The 16,563-nt window shown below is 70.9% G+C and carries 17 protein-coding genes; 8 read left to right on the top strand and 9 right to left on the bottom strand.

Annotated elements, in window-relative coordinates; all coding sequences use genetic code 11:
• Positions 1 to 170: 170 nt before the first annotated feature.
• Positions 171 to 1,172 (bottom strand): cobaltochelatase subunit CobS, encoded by a 1,002-nt coding sequence (cobS, locus tag DJ017_RS18075; protein ID WP_111530301.1) that lies wholly within the window; start codon positions 1,170 to 1,172, stop codon positions 171 to 173.
• Positions 1,173 to 1,263: 91 nt separating this feature from the next.
• On the opposite strand from cobS, the gene DJ017_RS18070 reads away from it, so the two are divergent.
• The gene (locus DJ017_RS18070) at positions 1,264 to 2,136 is read left to right on the top strand and encodes a TauD/TfdA dioxygenase family protein (protein WP_111530300.1); all 873 of its coding nucleotides are present in this window, start codon (positions 1,264 to 1,266) and stop codon (positions 2,134 to 2,136) included.
• A 124-nt stretch (positions 2,137 to 2,260) separates the two neighbouring features.
• Here DJ017_RS18070 and DJ017_RS18065 read toward each other — a convergent pair whose 3' ends face one another.
• Positions 2,261 to 3,523, bottom strand: a complete 1,263-nt coding sequence (locus tag DJ017_RS18065; RefSeq protein ID WP_111530299.1) for an MFS transporter — start codon at positions 3,521 to 3,523, stop codon at positions 2,261 to 2,263.
• Positions 3,524 to 3,612: 89 nt separating this feature from the next.
• Here DJ017_RS18065 and DJ017_RS18060 point away from each other — a divergent pair, with 89 nt between their 5' ends.
• Positions 3,613 to 4,764 (top strand): pyridoxal phosphate-dependent aminotransferase, encoded by a 1,152-nt coding sequence (locus DJ017_RS18060; protein ID WP_111530298.1) that lies wholly within the window; start codon positions 3,613 to 3,615, stop codon positions 4,762 to 4,764.
• On the opposite strand, the gene DJ017_RS18055 is transcribed toward DJ017_RS18060, so the two are convergent.
• The 6 genes from DJ017_RS18055 to DJ017_RS18030 all read right to left on the bottom strand — a co-directional run bounded on the left by DJ017_RS18055 (position 4,761) and on the right by DJ017_RS18030 (position 10,755).
• Positions 4,761 to 5,843 (bottom strand): nucleotidyltransferase family protein, encoded by a 1,083-nt coding sequence (locus tag DJ017_RS18055; RefSeq protein ID WP_111530297.1) that lies wholly within the window; start codon positions 5,841 to 5,843, stop codon positions 4,761 to 4,763. The genes DJ017_RS18060 and DJ017_RS18055 overlap by 4 nt on opposite strands.
• Complete coding sequence (locus DJ017_RS18050) at positions 5,840 to 6,802, bottom strand: P-loop NTPase family protein (protein ID WP_111530296.1); 963 nt, start codon at positions 6,800 to 6,802, stop codon at positions 5,840 to 5,842. Before DJ017_RS18050 ends, DJ017_RS18055 begins: the two co-directional genes overlap by 4 nt.
• Positions 6,803 to 7,001: 199 nt before the next feature.
• Complete coding sequence (locus DJ017_RS18045) at positions 7,002 to 7,277, bottom strand: hypothetical protein (protein ID WP_111530295.1); 276 nt, start codon at positions 7,275 to 7,277, stop codon at positions 7,002 to 7,004.
• 98 nt (positions 7,278 to 7,375) lie between these two features.
• Positions 7,376 to 7,813, bottom strand: coding sequence for a DoxX family protein (locus DJ017_RS18040; RefSeq protein WP_227000240.1), 438 nt, complete (start codon positions 7,811 to 7,813; stop codon positions 7,376 to 7,378).
• Positions 7,814 to 7,876: 63 nt separating this feature from the next.
• Positions 7,877 to 9,163: a metal-dependent hydrolase family protein gene (locus tag DJ017_RS18035; RefSeq protein ID WP_111530293.1), complete on the bottom strand. Its 1,287-nt coding sequence runs from the start codon at positions 9,161 to 9,163 to the stop codon at positions 7,877 to 7,879.
• A 50-nt stretch (positions 9,164 to 9,213) separates the two neighbouring features.
• Positions 9,214 to 10,755 (bottom strand): acyl-CoA synthetase, encoded by a 1,542-nt coding sequence (locus DJ017_RS18030; protein WP_111530292.1) that lies wholly within the window; start codon positions 10,753 to 10,755, stop codon positions 9,214 to 9,216.
• 171 nt (positions 10,756 to 10,926) lie between these two features.
• On the opposite strand from DJ017_RS18030, the gene DJ017_RS18025 reads away from it, so the two are divergent.
• Entirely contained in the window at positions 10,927 to 11,289 is a 363-nt protein-coding gene (locus DJ017_RS18025) for a DUF4180 domain-containing protein (RefSeq protein ID WP_111530291.1), read from the top strand.
• Between the two features lie 148 nt (positions 11,290 to 11,437).
• Positions 11,438 to 11,656 (top strand): hypothetical protein, encoded by a 219-nt coding sequence (locus DJ017_RS18020; RefSeq protein ID WP_111530290.1) that lies wholly within the window; start codon positions 11,438 to 11,440, stop codon positions 11,654 to 11,656.
• Between the two features lie 6 nt (positions 11,657 to 11,662).
• Here DJ017_RS18020 and DJ017_RS18015 read toward each other — a convergent pair whose 3' ends face one another.
• On the bottom strand, positions 11,663 to 12,316 hold the full coding sequence (locus tag DJ017_RS18015; RefSeq protein WP_111530289.1) for a J domain-containing protein: 654 nt from the start codon (positions 12,314 to 12,316) through the stop codon (positions 11,663 to 11,665).
• A 52-nt stretch (positions 12,317 to 12,368) separates the two neighbouring features.
• Here DJ017_RS18015 and DJ017_RS18010 point away from each other — a divergent pair, with 52 nt between their 5' ends.
• From DJ017_RS18010 to DJ017_RS17995, 4 genes are all read left to right on the top strand, one after another.
• Positions 12,369 to 12,641: a BolA family protein gene (locus DJ017_RS18010; protein ID WP_111530524.1), complete on the top strand. Its 273-nt coding sequence runs from the start codon at positions 12,369 to 12,371 to the stop codon at positions 12,639 to 12,641.
• Between the two features lie 73 nt (positions 12,642 to 12,714).
• Complete coding sequence (locus tag DJ017_RS18005; protein ID WP_111530288.1) at positions 12,715 to 13,221, top strand: 2Fe-2S iron-sulfur cluster-binding protein; 507 nt, start codon at positions 12,715 to 12,717, stop codon at positions 13,219 to 13,221.
• A complete protein-coding gene (locus tag DJ017_RS18000; RefSeq protein ID WP_111530287.1) occupies positions 13,218 to 14,168 on the top strand; it encodes an FAD binding domain-containing protein in 951 nt (316 codons plus the stop codon). Before DJ017_RS18005 ends, DJ017_RS18000 begins: the two co-directional genes overlap by 4 nt.
• A complete protein-coding gene (locus DJ017_RS17995) occupies positions 14,165 to 16,420 on the top strand; it encodes a xanthine dehydrogenase family protein molybdopterin-binding subunit (RefSeq protein ID WP_111530286.1) in 2,256 nt (751 codons plus the stop codon). Before DJ017_RS18000 ends, DJ017_RS17995 begins: the two co-directional genes overlap by 4 nt.
• Positions 16,421 to 16,563: the final 143 nt, after the last annotated feature.

Raw genomic sequence — 16,563 nt, 5'->3', positions numbered from 1 at the left:
CCGCTACGGTCCAGCCATTTCACCGGTGAAATGGGGGGAGATCCTCCCCCCAGGGGGAGAGGGTCCGGAGGACCGGAGGGGGTTCAAGCCCACGAGCGTCAGACGCCGTGCCTTCCAGCCCCCTCAGTCGCTTCGCGACAGCTCCCCCTGTGGGGGAGCATCTGCCGACGTTAGGCCACCCGCACCCGCGCCGTGCTCTCCGGCAGGTCCTGGCCGAAGGCGCGCTGGAAGAACTCGGCGACGGTGCCGCGCTCCAGCTCGTCGCACTTGTTGAGGAAGGTCATCCGGAAGGCGAGCGCGATGTCGCCGCCGAAGATCTCGGCGTTCTGGGCCCAGGTGATCACCGTGCGGGGGCTCATGACCGTCGAGATGTCGCCGTTCATGAAAGCATTCCGGGTCATGTCGGCGACGCGCACCATGGCGTTGATCGTCCGCTTGCCCTCGGCGGTGTTGTAGGCCGGGGCCTTGGCCAGCACGATCTCCGCCTCGACGTCGTGCGCCAGGTAGTTGAGCGTGGTGACGATGGACCAGCGGTCCATCTGGCCTTGGTTGATCTGCTGGGTGCCGTGATAGAGCCCCGTCGTGTCGCCGAGACCGATGGTGTTGGTCGTCGAGAACAGGCGGAAGAACTTGTTCGGCCGGATGACGCGGTTCTGGTCGAGCAGGGTCAGCTTGCCCTGGGCCTCCAGCACGCGCTGGATCACGAACATCACGTCCGGACGGCCGGCGTCGTACTCGTCGAAGACGAGGGCGATCGGGCGCTGGATCGTCCAGGGCAGGATGCCTTCGCGGAACTCGGTGACCTGCTTGCCTTCCTTCAGGACGATGGCGTCCTTGCCGACGAGGTCGATCCGGCTCACGTGGCTGTCGAGGTTCACGCGGATCAGCGGCCAGTTCAGCCGCGCGGCGACCTGCTCGATGTGCGTCGACTTGCCGGTGCCGTGATAGCCCTGGACCATCACCCGGCGGTCGAAGGCGAAGCCGGCGAGGATCGCCTGGGTGGTCTCGGGGTCGAACTTGTAGGCCTCGTCCACCTCCGGCACGTGCGGGTCGCGCTCGCTGAACGCGGGGACCTTCATGTCGAAGTTGACGCCGAACACCTCGCGGGCGTTCACCGTCCGGTCCGGGACCAGGTTGATCAGGGCGTCGTCGGAGGTTTCGAGAACGGTCATGGCGGGGATCGATTACAGTCTCGGGCCAGAAGTGGCAAACAGGTGTTTTGAAAGCCTCGCGCATTGACGCGGGGTGAGGAAAGGTCGGGCGATGTTGCAGGAAGCCGAAAGCCCTTATCGAACCCTTCGCGTCACCGCGCAGCCGTCCGGCTTCGGCGCGGAGATCGTCGGCCTCGATCTCACCCGCCCCTTATCTAAGGAGCAGTTGGCCGATGTGAAGGCCGCCTGGGCCCGTCACGCGGTCGTGGCCTTCCCCGACCAGCCGCTGACGCTGGATCAGCTCGAGGCCTTCACCCAGGCGATCGGGCCGTTCGGCGAGGACCCGTTCATCAAGCCGATGCCCGGCCATCCCAACGTGCTGGAGCTGCGCCGCGAGCCGGACGAGAAGGCGACCAACTTCGGGGCCGGCTGGCATTCGGACTGGAGCTTCCAGAAGACGCCGCCGGCGGCGACGCTGCTGCGCTCCGAGGTGGTGCCGCCGGTGGGCGGCGACACCCTGTTCGCCGACTGCGCGGCCGCGTACGAGGCCCTGTCGCCCACCTTTCGCGAGATGCTGTCCGGACTTCGCGCCGTCCATTCCGCGACCTGCGCCTATGGGACCCAGGGCGTCTTCGCCCGGGAGACCGAGAAGCGGACCATGGAGATCATCGTCTCCTCCGAGGCCGACAAGTCCCTGACGCACCCGCTGGTGCGCACGCACCCGGTCACGGCCCGCAAGGCTCTCTACGTCTCGCCGGTCTATACGGTGGGGATCGAGGGTATGACGCCCGCGGAAAGCGCGGCGATCCTCGGCTTCCTCTTCAAGCACATGACCGAGGAGCGGTTCGTTTACCGGCACAAGTGGCGGCCGGGCATGCTGCTGATGTGGGACAACCGCTGCACGGTCCACTTCGCCGAGGGCGGCTACGACGGCCACCTGCGGGTCATGCATCGCACCACGGTGGCGGGCGAGGAGCCGGTCTAGAAATCCTCCCCCACGAGGGGAGGTGGCCTAGAGGGCCGAGGGGCGCCGCTCACGGGCCTGCAAATGTCCTGACTCTCAACCCCCTCAGTCGCTCCGCGACAGCTCCCCCTGAGGGGGAGCATCTTCAGGCTTCGCGCTTCAGCGGGGCGATGGCGACGAAGCTCACCGCTGCGGCGGCCGCCAGGTACCAGCCGACCGGCGTCAGCCCGCCCCTGTCCGCCAGGGCCTGGGCGACCATAGGCGCGAGGCCGCCGCCCAGGATGCCGCCGACGTTGAAGGCGATGGAGGTGCCGGAGTAGCGCACCCGCGGCGGGAACAGCGCCGGCAGGAAGGCGCCGAGCGGGCCATAGACGAAGCCCATCATGAAGAGGGCGGCCGACAGCCAGGCCCAGATCGCGACCAGCGAGCCCGCGCCCATCACAGGTCCCATGACGAGGCCGACGGCGATCGTGCCGAGGCAGCCGGCCAGCAGCACGTGGCGCGGGGTGGTGCGGTCCGACCACCAGCCGGCGATCAGGATGCCGGCGGCCAGGAAGACGATGGCCCCGAGCTCGACGCCGAGGAAGGTCGTGCGGCTGTAGTGAAGGGTGGCCACGCCGTAGCCCAGGGCGAAGGCCGTCGCGAGGTAGAAGATGGCGAAGCAGGCGACCACGGCGAAGGTGCCGCCGAGGAGGCGCAGGGGATGGCGCTTCACCACCTCGGCCATCGGCACGGCGGACGGCTCGGCCGCTTCCATCGCTTCCTTGAAGACCGGCGTCTCGGTGATCTTCAGCCGCACCCACAGGCCGAGGCCGACGAGGATCGCCGACAGCAGGAAGGGGATGCGCCAGCCCCAGGCCTTGAACTGGTCAGGGCTCAGCAGGAGGCCGAGGATCAGGAAAAGGCCGTTGGCGGCGATGAAGCCCACCGGCGCGCCGAGCTGGGGGAACATGCCGAAGCGCGCGCGCCACTTGGGCGGGGCGTTCTCGATGGCGAGGAGGGCCGCGCCGCCCCATTCGCCGCCGAGTCCGAAGCCCTGGCCGAAGCGCAGCACGCAGAGCAGGAAGGGCGCGAGCCAGCCGGCGAGCTCGTAGGTCGGCAGCAGGCCGATGAGCACCGTCGAGCCGCCCATGGTCATCAGGCTCGCCACCAGCGTCGACTTGCGCCCGATCCGGTCGCCGAAGTGGCCGAAGAAGGCCGCGCCCACGGGCCGGGCGAAGAAGGCGACCGCGAAGGTGGCGTAGGAGCTCATCAGCTGCGCCGAGGGCGAGGCCTTGGGGAAGAACAGGCCGCCCAGCACCAGCGAGGCGGCGGTGGCGTAGATGTAGAAGTCGTAGAACTCGACCGCCGTGCCCACGAGGCTGGCGGTCAGGATCCGGCGGGTCGAGGGAGCGGAGGGCGCGGACATCGGCCTCGGGCTTAAAGCTCCGCCTGCGCGGTGTCATCCCGGTTTCGCGCGGCTTCCGGGACGACGCGGAAGAGGGTAGGTCAGGCGCCATGTCCGCCCAGATCGATCCGTTCCACGCCATCGGCGTCAGCGTCCTCGCCCACGAGCTGAAGGCCCAGGGGCGCTCGATCATCCACATGGAGTTCGGCCAGCCCTCGACGCCGGCGCCCAAGGCCGCGATCGCGGCGGCCCACCATGTGCTGGACACTGACCCGATGGGCTACTGGGAGAGCTCGGCTCTGACCCAGCGGCTGGCCCGGCACTACCGCGACACCTATGGCGTGGAAGTCGATCCGCGGCAGATCATCATGACCTGCGGGGCCTCGGCGGCGCTCGTCCTGGCCCTGGCGGCGAGCTTCGAGCCGGGGGCGCGGATCGCCATGGCCCGGCCGGGCTACGTCGCCTACCGCAACACGGTGAAGGCGCTGCACATGGAGCCGGTGGAGATCGCCGCCGGCCACAACGAGCGCTTCCAGATCACCGCCGCCGCCCTCGAGGCGGTCGAGCCCGCGCCGGCCGGCGTCATCGTCGCGAGCCCCGCCAATCCCACCGGCACGATCCTGCCGCCGGAGGAGCTGAAAGCCATCGCCGAGGTCTGCCGGCGGCGGAACATCCGCATCGTCTCCGACGAGATCTACCACGGGCTCAGCTACGTCGGCCCGACCCACTCGATGCTGGAGTTCGAGCCCACGGCCCTGATCGTGAACTCGTTCTCCAAGTACTACTCCATGGCGCCCTGGCGGCTCGGCTGGCTGGTCGCGCCCAAGGCCGATCTCTCCCGCTGCCGCGCCTTCGTCGGCAACCTCTTCCTGACCGCCCCCTCGCTCGCCCAGCACGCCGCGCTCGCGGCCATGGACGCGACCGAGGAGCTGGAGGCCAATGTCGCGGTCTACCGGGCCAACCGCGCCCTGCTGCTCGCCGCTCTGCCGCAACTGGGCCTGAAGGAGATCGCCCCGCCGGACGGCGCCTTTTACGTCTGGGCTGACGTCGGCCACCTGACGAGCGACAGCCTCGCCTTCTGCAAGCAGCTGCTGCGCGACACCGGGGTCGCCACCGCGCCGGGCGTCGACTTCGACCCGGTGGAGGGCAAGCACTTCGTGCGCTTCAGCTTCGCCGTCTCGACGCCGGAGGTGGAGGAAGCCATCCGCCGGATGACCCCGTGGTTCGCCGAGGCCGCCAGGCGGGCCGCAGAGCCGGCCTAGACCTTGCCGTCGGCGAAGCCGCCGAGCACCTGGCGCAGACGTTCGAGCCGGTCCGCCCAGCTCGCCCTGGCCGGCGCGCCGAACAGCCGCGCCTGATCGCGCCGGTCGGCGGCCCGGTGGGCGAGGATCCAGGGCGCCTCGCTGATCACCGCCGCCGCGCCGAGCGGACCGGCGGCCATCGGCCAGCGGAACTGCGCCATGCGCCGGGCGTGCTGCAGGCGCGGCCACAGGCGCCGCCGGATCGTGGGTGGGACGTCCGCGTCGGCGATGGCCTCGGCGGCGGCGAGCTGGGCGGCGAGGGCGTGGCGGGCGAGGCCCGTGCGGGCCAGGGCCTCAAGCCCCTGCCAATCGACTCCTTCCGGCGCCCGGCTCAGGGCGGCGATGTCGACGAGGTGGCGCAGGGAGAAGGCGCCGCTCCAGTAGTCGCCGTCGTGGAACTGGTCATGGAGGACCAGGAAGAAGACCTGCAGCGCCGGATCCGGGGTCCGCAGCGAAAGGCCCTGCCAGCGGAGCGGCCGCAGGCGGGCCTCGATGGCGGGAGCCTCGGCCAGACCCGGCGGCCCGGGCGGGCGCTGGTGCAGGTCGAGGAAGCCGACGTCCTGCGGCCGGCCCAGCTCGGCGACCACATGGACGCGGGGGCCCTCGTGGCGCTTGGCCGCCGCAAAGCCGGCCGCTTCCAGGGCTTCGACGGCGCGCGGCGCCTCCTCGGGGCGCACCAGGAGGTCGAGGTCGTTCATCATCCGGTCGAAGCTTTCTGGACATCCGCTCGCGGCCCACAGGGCGGCGCCCTTCAGGAGGCCGGGCTGCACGCCCGCGGCGTTGAGCACGGCCACCGCCTCGGCGAGCTGGGCGAAGAGGCGGCGATTGCGCTCGCGGTTGCGGGTGAAGACCTCGGTCGTGAAGGTCCGCACCTCCGCCGGCAAGGCGTCCAGCCGTCCGGCGTCCTCCACGGCGGCATGCAGCTGCGGCGTCAGCAGGGCCTCGTTGGCGAGCCGCAGGATCTCCATCCAGTCGCAATCCGCAGGCGGCGCGCCCCGCATCAGCGCGCTCAGCGCCTGCAGGGCCGCGAGCCGGTTCACCCCAGGCTCTCGATGAGGGCCACGGCCGCGTCGAGGTCCTCGTAGACGAGCCGCGCGCAGGTCGCGGTCTCGAGGCGGCCGGCGAGGGCGGCGAGGGCGTCGCCGTCGAGCCGCCAGTGCGCCGCGTAGGCGCTCTCGACGAGCGCATGCAGGGCCTCGAGCGGCGCGATGGCTTCGAGGCTCGCCGCGGCGCCCGCCTGGCGCGCCAGGAGCACGACGGCGGTGGGCGCGCGGGGCGCACGGTCGGCGAGGCGGGCAGGTCGCCAGTAGCGCACCTGCTGGCCGTCGGCGCGCAGGGCGATGGGCAGGCCGAGGAGATCGGGCGCGAAGCGGGCGGCCAGCGCCCAGGCCCCGGACTTCACCGCCGCCGCGAAGGGCGCGCCGCGGACCCGCGCGTCCGGATCGATGCGCACGATGTCGTCGCCGCCATAGGTCCAGCCCGAACTGGCCAGGGCGAGGGTGAGGGTGGTCTTGCCTGCCCCCGGCGCGCCGCTGACGATCAGCGTCGCCTCGCCGCGGACCAGCAGGGCCCCATGAGCCAGAAACCCGGTCTCCACGCTTTCGACGTAGGCCTCGGTCAGCTCGGCCTTCAGGAGGGCGCTGGCGTCGGGCGGCGGCGCGGCGGCGAGCGGTTCGCCGTCCTTCAGCAGGAAGACGAGGCCGTCCTGGCCAACCAGGTCCAGGCGCCCGGCGGCGCTGTCGCCAGCGCCCCTCTCGCCCGCCTCATAGAGCTGGCCGAACACCGGGTCGAACGTCGCGGGCGAGGCCTCGCCGGAAAAGCGCAGGTCGAGGGTGAGTTCGTCGAGCCGCACCCGGCGAACGGCGTGCGGCGCCGGCTGGACTTCGAGCACCTCGCGCGGAGCGAGGCAGCCTGCCGCCATCCAGGCGCGCGCCGCATCGGCGACATAGGCCGCCGCCTCGGCCCGCCCCGCGCCGACGGCGAGGAGATCGCGCGCCACGTCCTCGGCAACCCGGCCGGCCGCGAGGCCGCGCCAGATCAGGTCCGCCGTGGCGTTGAGCTCGTAGATCTGCCGCCGGCGCGCGCTGAACAGCAGCGGCCGCTCGCCGAGCGACAGGTGTCGAACGGCGGGTGAGGGGCGGAAGGAGGCGCCTGCGGCGAGCGCCGCAGACGCCTCCGGCCGGATCAGCGAGTCCAGATCAGCCGCCGGCTCCGCCCTGGTTCCCGGGATTGCCGGGACCGGTCCCGGGCCCGTCGTTCACCGGCGGGTTGCCCGGGGGTTGCGGGTCGACGCCGTTGCCGACGCCGTTGTTGCCGTGGGACACGCCGCCGGAGGCGGCGATGGCCGGCGAGGACATCGTCGTGGACAGAAGGACCGTCATGGTCGGCGGCACCACGACGGCGAACTTGCCGGCGGTGGACAGAAACTGGCGGCGATCCGCCTTGGCCCGGTTGATGGCGTCTTCGATCTGCATGTGATTGGCCCGCATCCTGAAATGAACAAAATCGTCGGCCGTCCCCTGGCGACGCTTGGGCCAACAGGACGAGCGCAGCGCTTGTTCCAAATGCCGCCTTATTTTCTCCGGAACTCAGCCGTTCCCATCGGGAGCAGCGCCCGCAGCCTCGGCTCCCGCAGCCACAGGCCGCCCCAGGCGAGCAGGGCCAGGTAGACGCCGAACAGCACGTGGCTGAACAGCGGATCGCCATGCGTCCAATGGACCGCCACCGTTCCGCCCATGAAGGCGGCGACCAGCACGGCGCCGAGCACGGAGGTCCGCGGGTAGAGGTAGAGGGCGGTGATGAAGAGCTCGCCGACCCCGATGCCGAAGCCGGACCCGGCCGGCAGGCCGAGCTGGCGGCCGTAGTCCTCCACCTGGGGCATGCGCATCAGCTTCATGCTCATGTCCATGAGCATGAAGGCCACGAACAGCCCGCTCATGATCCGCCCGGTCCAGACCTGCGCATTGGCGCGGAGCCCCGGGGCATCCATCGTCGTCGTCCCTGCGGTCATCGCCGCCTCCTTCGCTATCCTGGACCAAGGACGAACGACGCCGAGGCGACCCGACAGGTGGGCTCAAGGGCGGCGGTAGATCTTGCCGTCCTTCATCACGAACCGGACGTCCTTCAGCGCGGCGATGTCGGCGGTCGGATCGCCGGCCACGGCGACGAGGTCGGCGACCTGGCCCGGCGCGACGCGGCCGAGGTCGGCCTCGCGGCGCAGGAGCCTGGCGTTGACCGCCGTCGCGGCGGTGAGCGCCTGGACCGGGGTCATGCCGTCCTTCACCATCCAGGCCAGCTCGCGCCATTCCTCGCCGTGCGGGAAGACGCCGACGTCGGAGCCTGCGCCGATGGTGACGCCGACCTTCAGGGCGGTGCGGAAGGTGCGCTCGGCTTCGACCATGTCGGCGGTCGGCGGATCGCCTGGGCGGTGGTGCTGGAAGTAGGTCGAATAGGCCTCGACGGCGGTGAGGGTCGGCACATAGGCCGCGCCCCTGGCCTTCATCAGCCGGAAGGTCGCCTCGCTCGCCGCGTAGCCGTGCTCGATGGTGTCGGCGCCGGCGGTCACCGCGCGGCGCACGCCCTCGTCGCCGGTGGCGTGCACCGCCACCGGACGCCCGCCGTCGTGGGCGGCGGCGACCATGGCGTCCATCTCGGCCTGGCTGAAGATGGGCTCGGTGGTGTTCCTGGGGCCGACGCGATAGTCGCCATAGAGCTTGATCCAGTCGGCGCCGGCGGCGGCCTGCTCGCGCACCGCCTTCACGCCCTCGACCGCGCCGGTGACCTCCTGGGCGCCCTGCGGCAGCTCGGCGTCGACGCGGAAGCCCTTGCGCGGGCCATACGAGGCGGTGGCGACGATCGCCCGGGTGGAGACGAACATCCGCGGCCCGGCGACCATCCCCTCCTCGATCGCCCGCTTGAGCTGGACGTCGGCGTCGCCCGCCCCCTCGGTGCCGAGGTCGCGGACGGTGGTGACGCCGGCCATCAGAGTGCGCGTCGCGTCGCGTCCGGCCCGCAGCACGCGGTAGTAGGGCGGCTCCTTGAGCACCTGATCGTCCCACAGGGTCTCGTTGTAGGGATGCAGCAGGAGGTGCGAGTGCAGCTCGATCAGGCCGGGCATCAGCGTCTGACCGGGCAGGGCGATGGTCTCCGCGCCGGCCGGAACGGCGATCGCGGCCTTGGGCCCGACGGCGGCGATCTTGTGGCCCTGAACGACGACCACCCAGCCGGTGTGTGGCGCGGCCTCGCCGGCGGTCCAAACGCCCTGGGGCTCCAGAACCACAGTGGGCGGCTCGGCCGCCGCCGTCGAAGCCATGGCGAGGCCCGCGCCGAGCGCCGCCGCCAAAGCCCACCCGCGATCCATGCCGCCCCCCGTTGAAAGCCCCGGTTGAAAGCCCCGGTTGAAAGTCCCTGTCAGATGCGCCGATCGAGCCCTTCCCAGAATGGCTCGCGAAGCTTGCGCTTGAAGATCTTGCCCGAGTCCTCGCGCGGCAGCTCGGCGGCGATCTCGACCCGCTTGGGGACCTTGTAGCCGGCCACCTGGCCGCGCAACCAGGTCTTCACCTCCTGCTCGGTGAGGTCGATGCCGGGCATCGGCTGGACGAACGCGCAGACGCCCTCGCCGAACTCCTCGTCGGGGATGCCGAACACCGCGCAGTCGGCGACGCCGGGCATCTTGGCGAGCTCGCCCTCGATCTCGGCCGGGTAGATGTTCACCCCGCCGGAGATGATCATGTCCTTGGCCCGGTCGCAGAGGTAGAGGAAGCCGTCCTCGTCGAAATAGCCGACGTCGCCCGGCGCGATCAGCCCGACCTTCTCGCTGTCGCGGCGCTTCTGGTCGTCGCCGTGATATGTGAAGTCGGCCATGCCCTTGATGCGCGCGACCACCTCGCCGACCTCGTGCGGCGGCAGGGTGCGGCCCTCGGCGTCGATCACCCGCACGTCGGCCTCCGGCCAGGCCTTGCCCACCGTGCCGGGGTGCCTGAGCCAATCCTCCGAGGTGCAGAACACCACGGCCGAGGTCTCGGTCGAGCCGTAGTACTCGTTGATCACCGGGCCCCACCACTCGATCATCGCCCGCTTCACCGGCGCCGGACAGGGCGCGGCGGCGTGGACCACGAAGCGCAGGGACGACAGGTCGTACTTCGTCTTCACGTCGTCGGGCAGCTTCAGCAGCCGGTTGAACATGATCGGCACCATGTGCAGGTGCGTGACCCTGTAGCGCTCGATCATCTGCAGCAGCTCTTCGGGATCGAAGCGCGGCTCCAGGATCACCGTGGCGCCCAGGCGCGCCGAGGCCAGGCCGTAGGCATTGGGCGCCGAGTGGTACATCGGCCCGGTCATCACCGTGACGATCTCGTCCGGCGTTCCGAAGCCCACGAAGCCGAAGGCGCGGGCGATCACGGCGCCGGTCATGGCGGCCTGCTCCGGCGTCGGCGGGGCGCGGCGCACGCCCTTGGGATGACCGGTGGTGCCGGAGGTGTAGATCACCGTCCCCGGCGCTTCGGCCAGCGGCTCGGCGAGCGGCGCGAAGCCCTTCAGCCACTCGTCCCAGATCGGAAAGCCGGGCGGCGGCTGGGTCAGCTTCGGGTCGACGCCATAGGCCTGGGCGATCTCCGGCGGGGTGGGGACGACGATCACCGGCACGCCCTCTGGGATCGCCTCGCGCACCCCGGCCAGCAGGTCGGCGTGGATGACGATCGCCTTGGCGCCGGAGTTCTCGAACAGGTAGCGCGCCTCCACCGGCGTGTAGTGCCAGTTCACCGGCGTCGGATAGGCGCCGAGCAGGCCGGCCGCGGCGCTGGCCTCGAAGAAGGCGAAGTCGTTGCGCAGGTAGAGGGCCACGAGGTCGCCGGCGCCGAGGCCCAGGCTCTTCAGTCCGCTGGCCGCCCGCGCGGCGCGCTCGGCGAGCGCCTCGGAACCCAGTGTGCGGTCGCCGCTGATCAACTGGCCCATGTCCGTCTCCTCCCCATGTTCTTGTCTCCGGTCGTCGCCGGCTTTGCGGCAAGCTTAGACCGCGCCCGCGCTGCCGCAACGTCACACTCGGGCTTGATCCATGGCCTTGCGCGCCGAGGGATCGCGCCCACCTTAGCCGTTCGCCGCCGAGCCCTTCGAAAGGACACGCCGATGGCTGGCCAGCTTGTCGAGCTTTCCGGACAACGCCTCTGGATCTGCGCCGAGGACGGCGCCCCGCTGGCCGCCGAGCGCGATGCGGTGGAGATCCTGGGCGACGCCCTGGGCGCCGGCGCCGAGTGGGTGGTGATCCCGGTCGCGCGGCTGTCGGCCGACTTCCTCGATCTCAAGACCCGCCTGGCGGGCGAGGCGCTGCAGAAGTTCGTCACCTACGGCCGGCGCGTCGTCATCCTCGGCGACGTCTCCGAGGCCGTGGCGGCCAGCAACGCCCTGCGCGACTTCGTGCGCGAGTCCAACCGCGGGCGGCACGTCTGGTTCGTGGGGGATCACGACGAGCTTGCCCGCAGGCTCGGCTGAGGCATGTTGCGCCTCGATCTTGGAAATGTCGGTATTCCGACAACCAACCTCGCCGCCGAGCGTTTCCCGCTTGGGTGAAGCTTGGCCTGGCGTTCGCCGGGACCGGGATCACCGGCGATGTCCTCTGAACGCCCATTGGGGAGGGCGAATGAAGAAGGCTTCCGAGTATCGGCTCCACGCTGAGGAGTGCCGCGCTCTCGCCGCCCAGATGGAGCTCGGTGAAAAGCGCGACCAGTTGATTTCGATGGCCGCCCACTGGGACCGCATGGCGATCGAGCGCGCCGAGCTGATCGCGCGTCATCCCGAGCTGGCGATGGAGGGCGAGCGCGAGGAGGAGACCGGCGGCGCCTCGCGGCGGGGCGGGTAGCGCCGGCTAGACCATCCCGGCCTTGCGCAGCGTCTGGTAGGCGCGGATCACCTTCTGCAGCCGACCTTCGCCCGCCCGGTCGCCGCCGTTGGCGTCGGGGTGCAGGCGGCGCACCAGCTCGGTGTAGCGGCCGCGGATCTTGGCGCCGTCGGCGCTGTCCTCGAGATCGAGCTCGGCCAGGGCGTTGCGCTCCAGCTTGCCGAGGCTGCGCGCCTCCGGCTCGGGGCGCGCCTGGGCGTGGGCGCCGCCGCGGCCGAACATGTTGAACGGGTCGCGATAGCCCTCGCCGCGATGGAAGCGGTGATTGAAGGCGGCGGCCTCGCGGCTGAACTTGCCGGCCTTCATCTCCCAGGTCGGCCGCCCGCCGGTGAACATCTCGTCCTTCTGGAAGGCGCGCATCTCGCCTTCGCTCATGCCGGCGAAGAAATTCCAGTTCCGATTGTACTCGGCCGCGTGCTCCTGACAGAACCAGTAGTGCTCGTGCATCAGCTCGCGCGATTTGGGCGCGCGCGCCGTCGCCGCCCGCCGGCAGCCGGCGTGGTCGCAGGCCCGCTCGCCGGGCTTCAGCGCATGCACGTCCTCCGCCGCCGGCTCGTCCGGACGAGGCGGCTTCACGCGGATGTCGACGAACTTGGGCTTGTATTGAAACGCGCCGGGCATGGGCCAAGTATGGGAGGAGATCACCCCCGTTCAAGAATTGAAGATTGGGCCGATGGGCGCCATATTAGAAGCCATCCAACACAAGCTGACGACGACGTTCGAGCCCGTGCGGCTGGAGGTCGAGGACGATTCCGCCCGACACCACGGCCATGCCGGTTCGCGGCCGGGCGGGGAGAGCCATTTCAACGTGACGATCGAGGCGCAGGCCTTCGCCGGGCAATCCAAAGTGGCCCGCCAGCGTATGGTCTATCGCGCCCTCGCCGAGGAGCTGGCGGGTCCGGTCCATGCCCTGTCAGTAAAGGCCCTGGCGCCCGGCGAAGGCTAGGCCCTACACTTGTTTGAATGAGCCGCCCCCACGCACCGGAGGGCGGCCGGCGACATAGCCCGGGAGGGGTTGGTTGAAGACCACGATCACCGTCAACGGGGAGGCGCGGACGCTCGACGTCGACCCCCGCACCACGCTCCTCGACGCCCTGCGCGAGCACCTGCGCCTGACCGGCACCAAGAAGGGCTGCGACCACGGCCAGTGCGGCGCCTGCACGGTGCTGGTGAACGGGACGCGGATCAATTCCTGCCTGTCGCTGGCGGTGATGCACGACGGGGACGAGGTCACGACGATCGAGGGGATCGGCACGGCGGAAAAGCTGCACCCGCTGCAGCAGGCCTTCCTCACCGAGGACGCCTTCCAGTGCGGCTACTGCACGCCCGGCCAGATCTGCTCGGCGATCGGCATGCTGGCCGAGATCGAGGCCGGCCTGCCGAGCCACGCCTCGGCCGATGTCGCCGCCGCGCCGCAGCTCAACGCCGAAGAGATCCGTGAGCGGATGAGCGGCAACATCTGCCGCTGCACCGCCTATCCGCAGATCGTCGAGGCCATCAAGCGCGCCGCCGGAGAGATGGCATGAGGCCCTTCACCTACGAGCGCGCGGAGGACGCGAAGAGCGCGGTGAAGCGCCACGCCGAGGTTCCCGGTGCGCGCTTCCTGGCCGGCGGCACCAACCTCCTCGACCTGATGAAGCTCGAGATCGAGCGCCCGGCCCACCTGATCGACGTCGGCCGCCTGCCGCTCGCCGAGATCGCCGAGACGCCCGAAGGGGGCCTGCGCATCGGCGCCATGGCTAGCAACAGCAAGGTGGCCGGCGATGCGCGGGTGCGCCAGCGCTATCCGGCGCTCAGCCAGGCGATCGTCTCCGGCGCCTCGGGCCAACTGCGCAACAAGGCCTCGACCGGCGGCAACCTGCTGCAGCGGACCCGCTGCCCGTACTTCTACGACACCACCATGCCCTGCAATAAGCGCGAGCCGGGCGCCGGCTGCGCCGCACTGGAGGGGCTCAACCGCGAGCACGCGATCCTCGGCGGCAGCCACGCCTGCATCGCGGTCCACCCCTCCGACATGGCCGTCGCCCTGGTGGCCCTCGACGCCGAGGTGGAGACGCTCACCCCGTCCGGCGACGCGCGCCGCTTCCCGCTGATGGAGCTGCACCGGCTGCCCGGCGAGTCGCCGCACATCGAGACCCACCTGACGCCCGGCGAGCTGATCACCGCGGTGGTCGTGCCGCCGCCGCCGAAGGGGCCGCAGGTCTATCGCAAGGTCCGCGACCGGGCCTCCTACGCCACGGCGCTGTCGAGCATCGCCTATGCGGGCGGCCGCATCGCGCTGGGCGGCGTGGCCCACAAGCCGTGGCGGGCGGCCGACGCCGAAGCCGCCCTGGCGGGCGGCGCCACCCCGGCCGAGGCCATGGAGGTCGAGATGGCTCAGGCCACCTCCGCCGGCGAGAACGGTTTCAAGATCGCCCTGACGGCGCGCCTCGGCGCGGCGGTCATCGGCCAGGCCCAGGAGAAGGCCCGATGAGCTCCGTCACCGAATGGGCCAAGCCCAACCCCGTCACCGAGAACCGCTCGGGCATCATCGGCAAGGCCGTCGACCGCTACGAGGGCCCGCTGAAGGTCACCGGAACCGCGCCCTACGCCTATGAGGTCGAGCCGCCGACGCCGGCGGCCTACGGCTCCCTGGTGCTCTCCTCGATCGCCCGCGGCCGGATCAGCGCCATCGACACGGCGGCGGCCGAGGCCGCGCCCGGCGTGAAGCTCGTCTGGAGCCATCGCAACGTGCCGGCCCAGGCCGAGCGGGCCAAGACCCTCGACTTCTGGTCGGCGCAGCCGAACCCGGCGCTGGAGAGCGACCGGGTCCGCTATTTCGGCCAGCCGATCGCCGTCGTGGTCGCCGACACCCTGGAGAACGCCCGGGCCGCGGCCGACCTGGTGAAGGTTTCCTACGAGGCCGAGCCCGCGTCGGTGGATTTCGCCAACAGCCTGGATGAGGCCCGCGATCCGCCGGGCGAGAGCGACACCCTGGTCGGCGACTTCGAGGGCGCCTTCGCCGAGGCGCCGGTGCAGATCGACGACGTCTGGACGACGCCGATCCAGAACCACATCCAGATGGAGCCCTGCGCCACCACGGCCTGGTGGGAGGATGGCCGCTGCATCGTCCACACCTCGGTGCAGATGGTCCGCCGTACCGCCCAGTCCCTGGCCATGACCCTGAAGCTCGACAAGGACGCGGTCCTGCTGCGCACCCGCTACATCGGCGGCGGCTTCGGCGGGAAGGGCTCCTCGTACGACGACCTGACGCTCGCCGCGCTCGCCTCGCGCGAACTGAACCAGCCGGTGAAGATCGCCTACACGCGCCAGCAGATGATGCTGGCCACCATCCACCGGCCGGCGACCCACATGCACGTGCGGCTGGGAGCGGAGCGCGACGGGCGGCTCACGGCCATGTCGCTGATGACCACCACCCATTGCCACCGGTCGGGCGCCTTCACCGAGCACGCCTCGAACTTCGCGCGCAGCCTCTACGCCGCGCCGAACCGGCTGACCGGCCACCGGCTGGTGAAGCTCGACCTGCCGCACGCCGGGGCGATGCGCGCGCCGGGCGAGGCGCCGGGCATGCTCAGCCTCGAATGCGCCATGGACGAGCTGGCCGAGAAGCTCGGCATCGATCCGGTCGAGCTGCGCATCCGCAACGAGCCGGAGGTGGATCCGGAGACCGGCAAGCCGTTCTCCCTTCGCCAGCTGGTCCGCTGCATGAAGGAAGGCGCCCAGATGTTCGGCTGGGACCGTCGTCTGCCGCGGCCGGGCCAGGTGCGCGACGGCCGCTGGGCCGTGGGCATGGGCATGGCGGCGGCCATCCGCGGCAACTTCCTGCTGCCGGCCAAGGCGTCCTTCACCCTGGATCCGAACGGCACGGTCACGGTTCGCCAGGGCATGACCGACATCGGCACCGGCACCTACACGGTGCTGGCCCAGATCGCCGCGGAGACCATGGGCGTGCCGCTGTCCGACGTGCGCGTCGAGATCGGCGATTCCGAGATGCCGCCGGCGCCCGGCTCGGGCGGCCAGTTCGGGGCGGCGACCGCCGGTTCGGCGGCCCTGGCCGCCGGCGTCAACCTGCGCAAGGCGGTGGCCGAGCTCGCCACCTCCGACGAGGGCTCCCCGCTGTTCGGCGGCGAGCCGGAGAACGTGGTCTTCCAGGACGGCGTCATCGCCATCGGCAACCGCTCGGAAAGCCTCGCCACCCTGATCACCCGCACCCGGCCCGACGGCCTCACCGCCGAGGGTGAGATCCGCCCGGCCGAGGACGCCCGCAACTGGAGCCAGCACACCTACGGCGCCCACTTCTGCGAGGTCGGGGTGGACACGGTGACCGGCGAGGTGCGCGTGCGCCGGATGCTGGGCGTCTTCGCCGCCGGCCGGATCATCAACCACAAGACCGCCCGCTCGCAGCTCACCGGCGGCATGATCTGGGGCATCGGCTCGGCCCTGCACGAGGTCAACGCCGTCGATCCACGCTACGGCTCGCTGATCGCCCAGGACATGGCGAGCTATCTCGTCCCGGTGCAGGCCGACGTCGGCGAGATCGAGGCCATCATGCTTGAGGAGGCCGACGACAAGGCCAATCCGATGGGCATCAAGGGCGTGGGCGAGCTCGGCATCGCCGGCGCCGGGGCGGCGGTGGCCAACGCCATCTACAACGCCTGCGGCGTGCGGGTGCGGGACTATCCGATCACCCCCGACAAGCTGCTAGCCCAGCTTACGGCGATTTAAGGAAAACGGCGGGATCGGGCCCTGGCGGACAGCCGAGCCTGATCCCATCTGTCGGCTCCATTGAGGAGTCGGGACCTTGAAGATCTTCCTGCCGCTGATGTCGCTGGTCGGCGCGGTCGCCATGCTGGCGACCGACCTGTCGG

It is taken from the genome of Phenylobacterium soli, assembly GCF_003254475.1.
Classification (GTDB): domain Bacteria; phylum Pseudomonadota; class Alphaproteobacteria; order Caulobacterales; family Caulobacteraceae; genus Phenylobacterium; species Phenylobacterium soli.
This window is presented reverse-complemented; position numbering and strand designations above follow the sequence as displayed.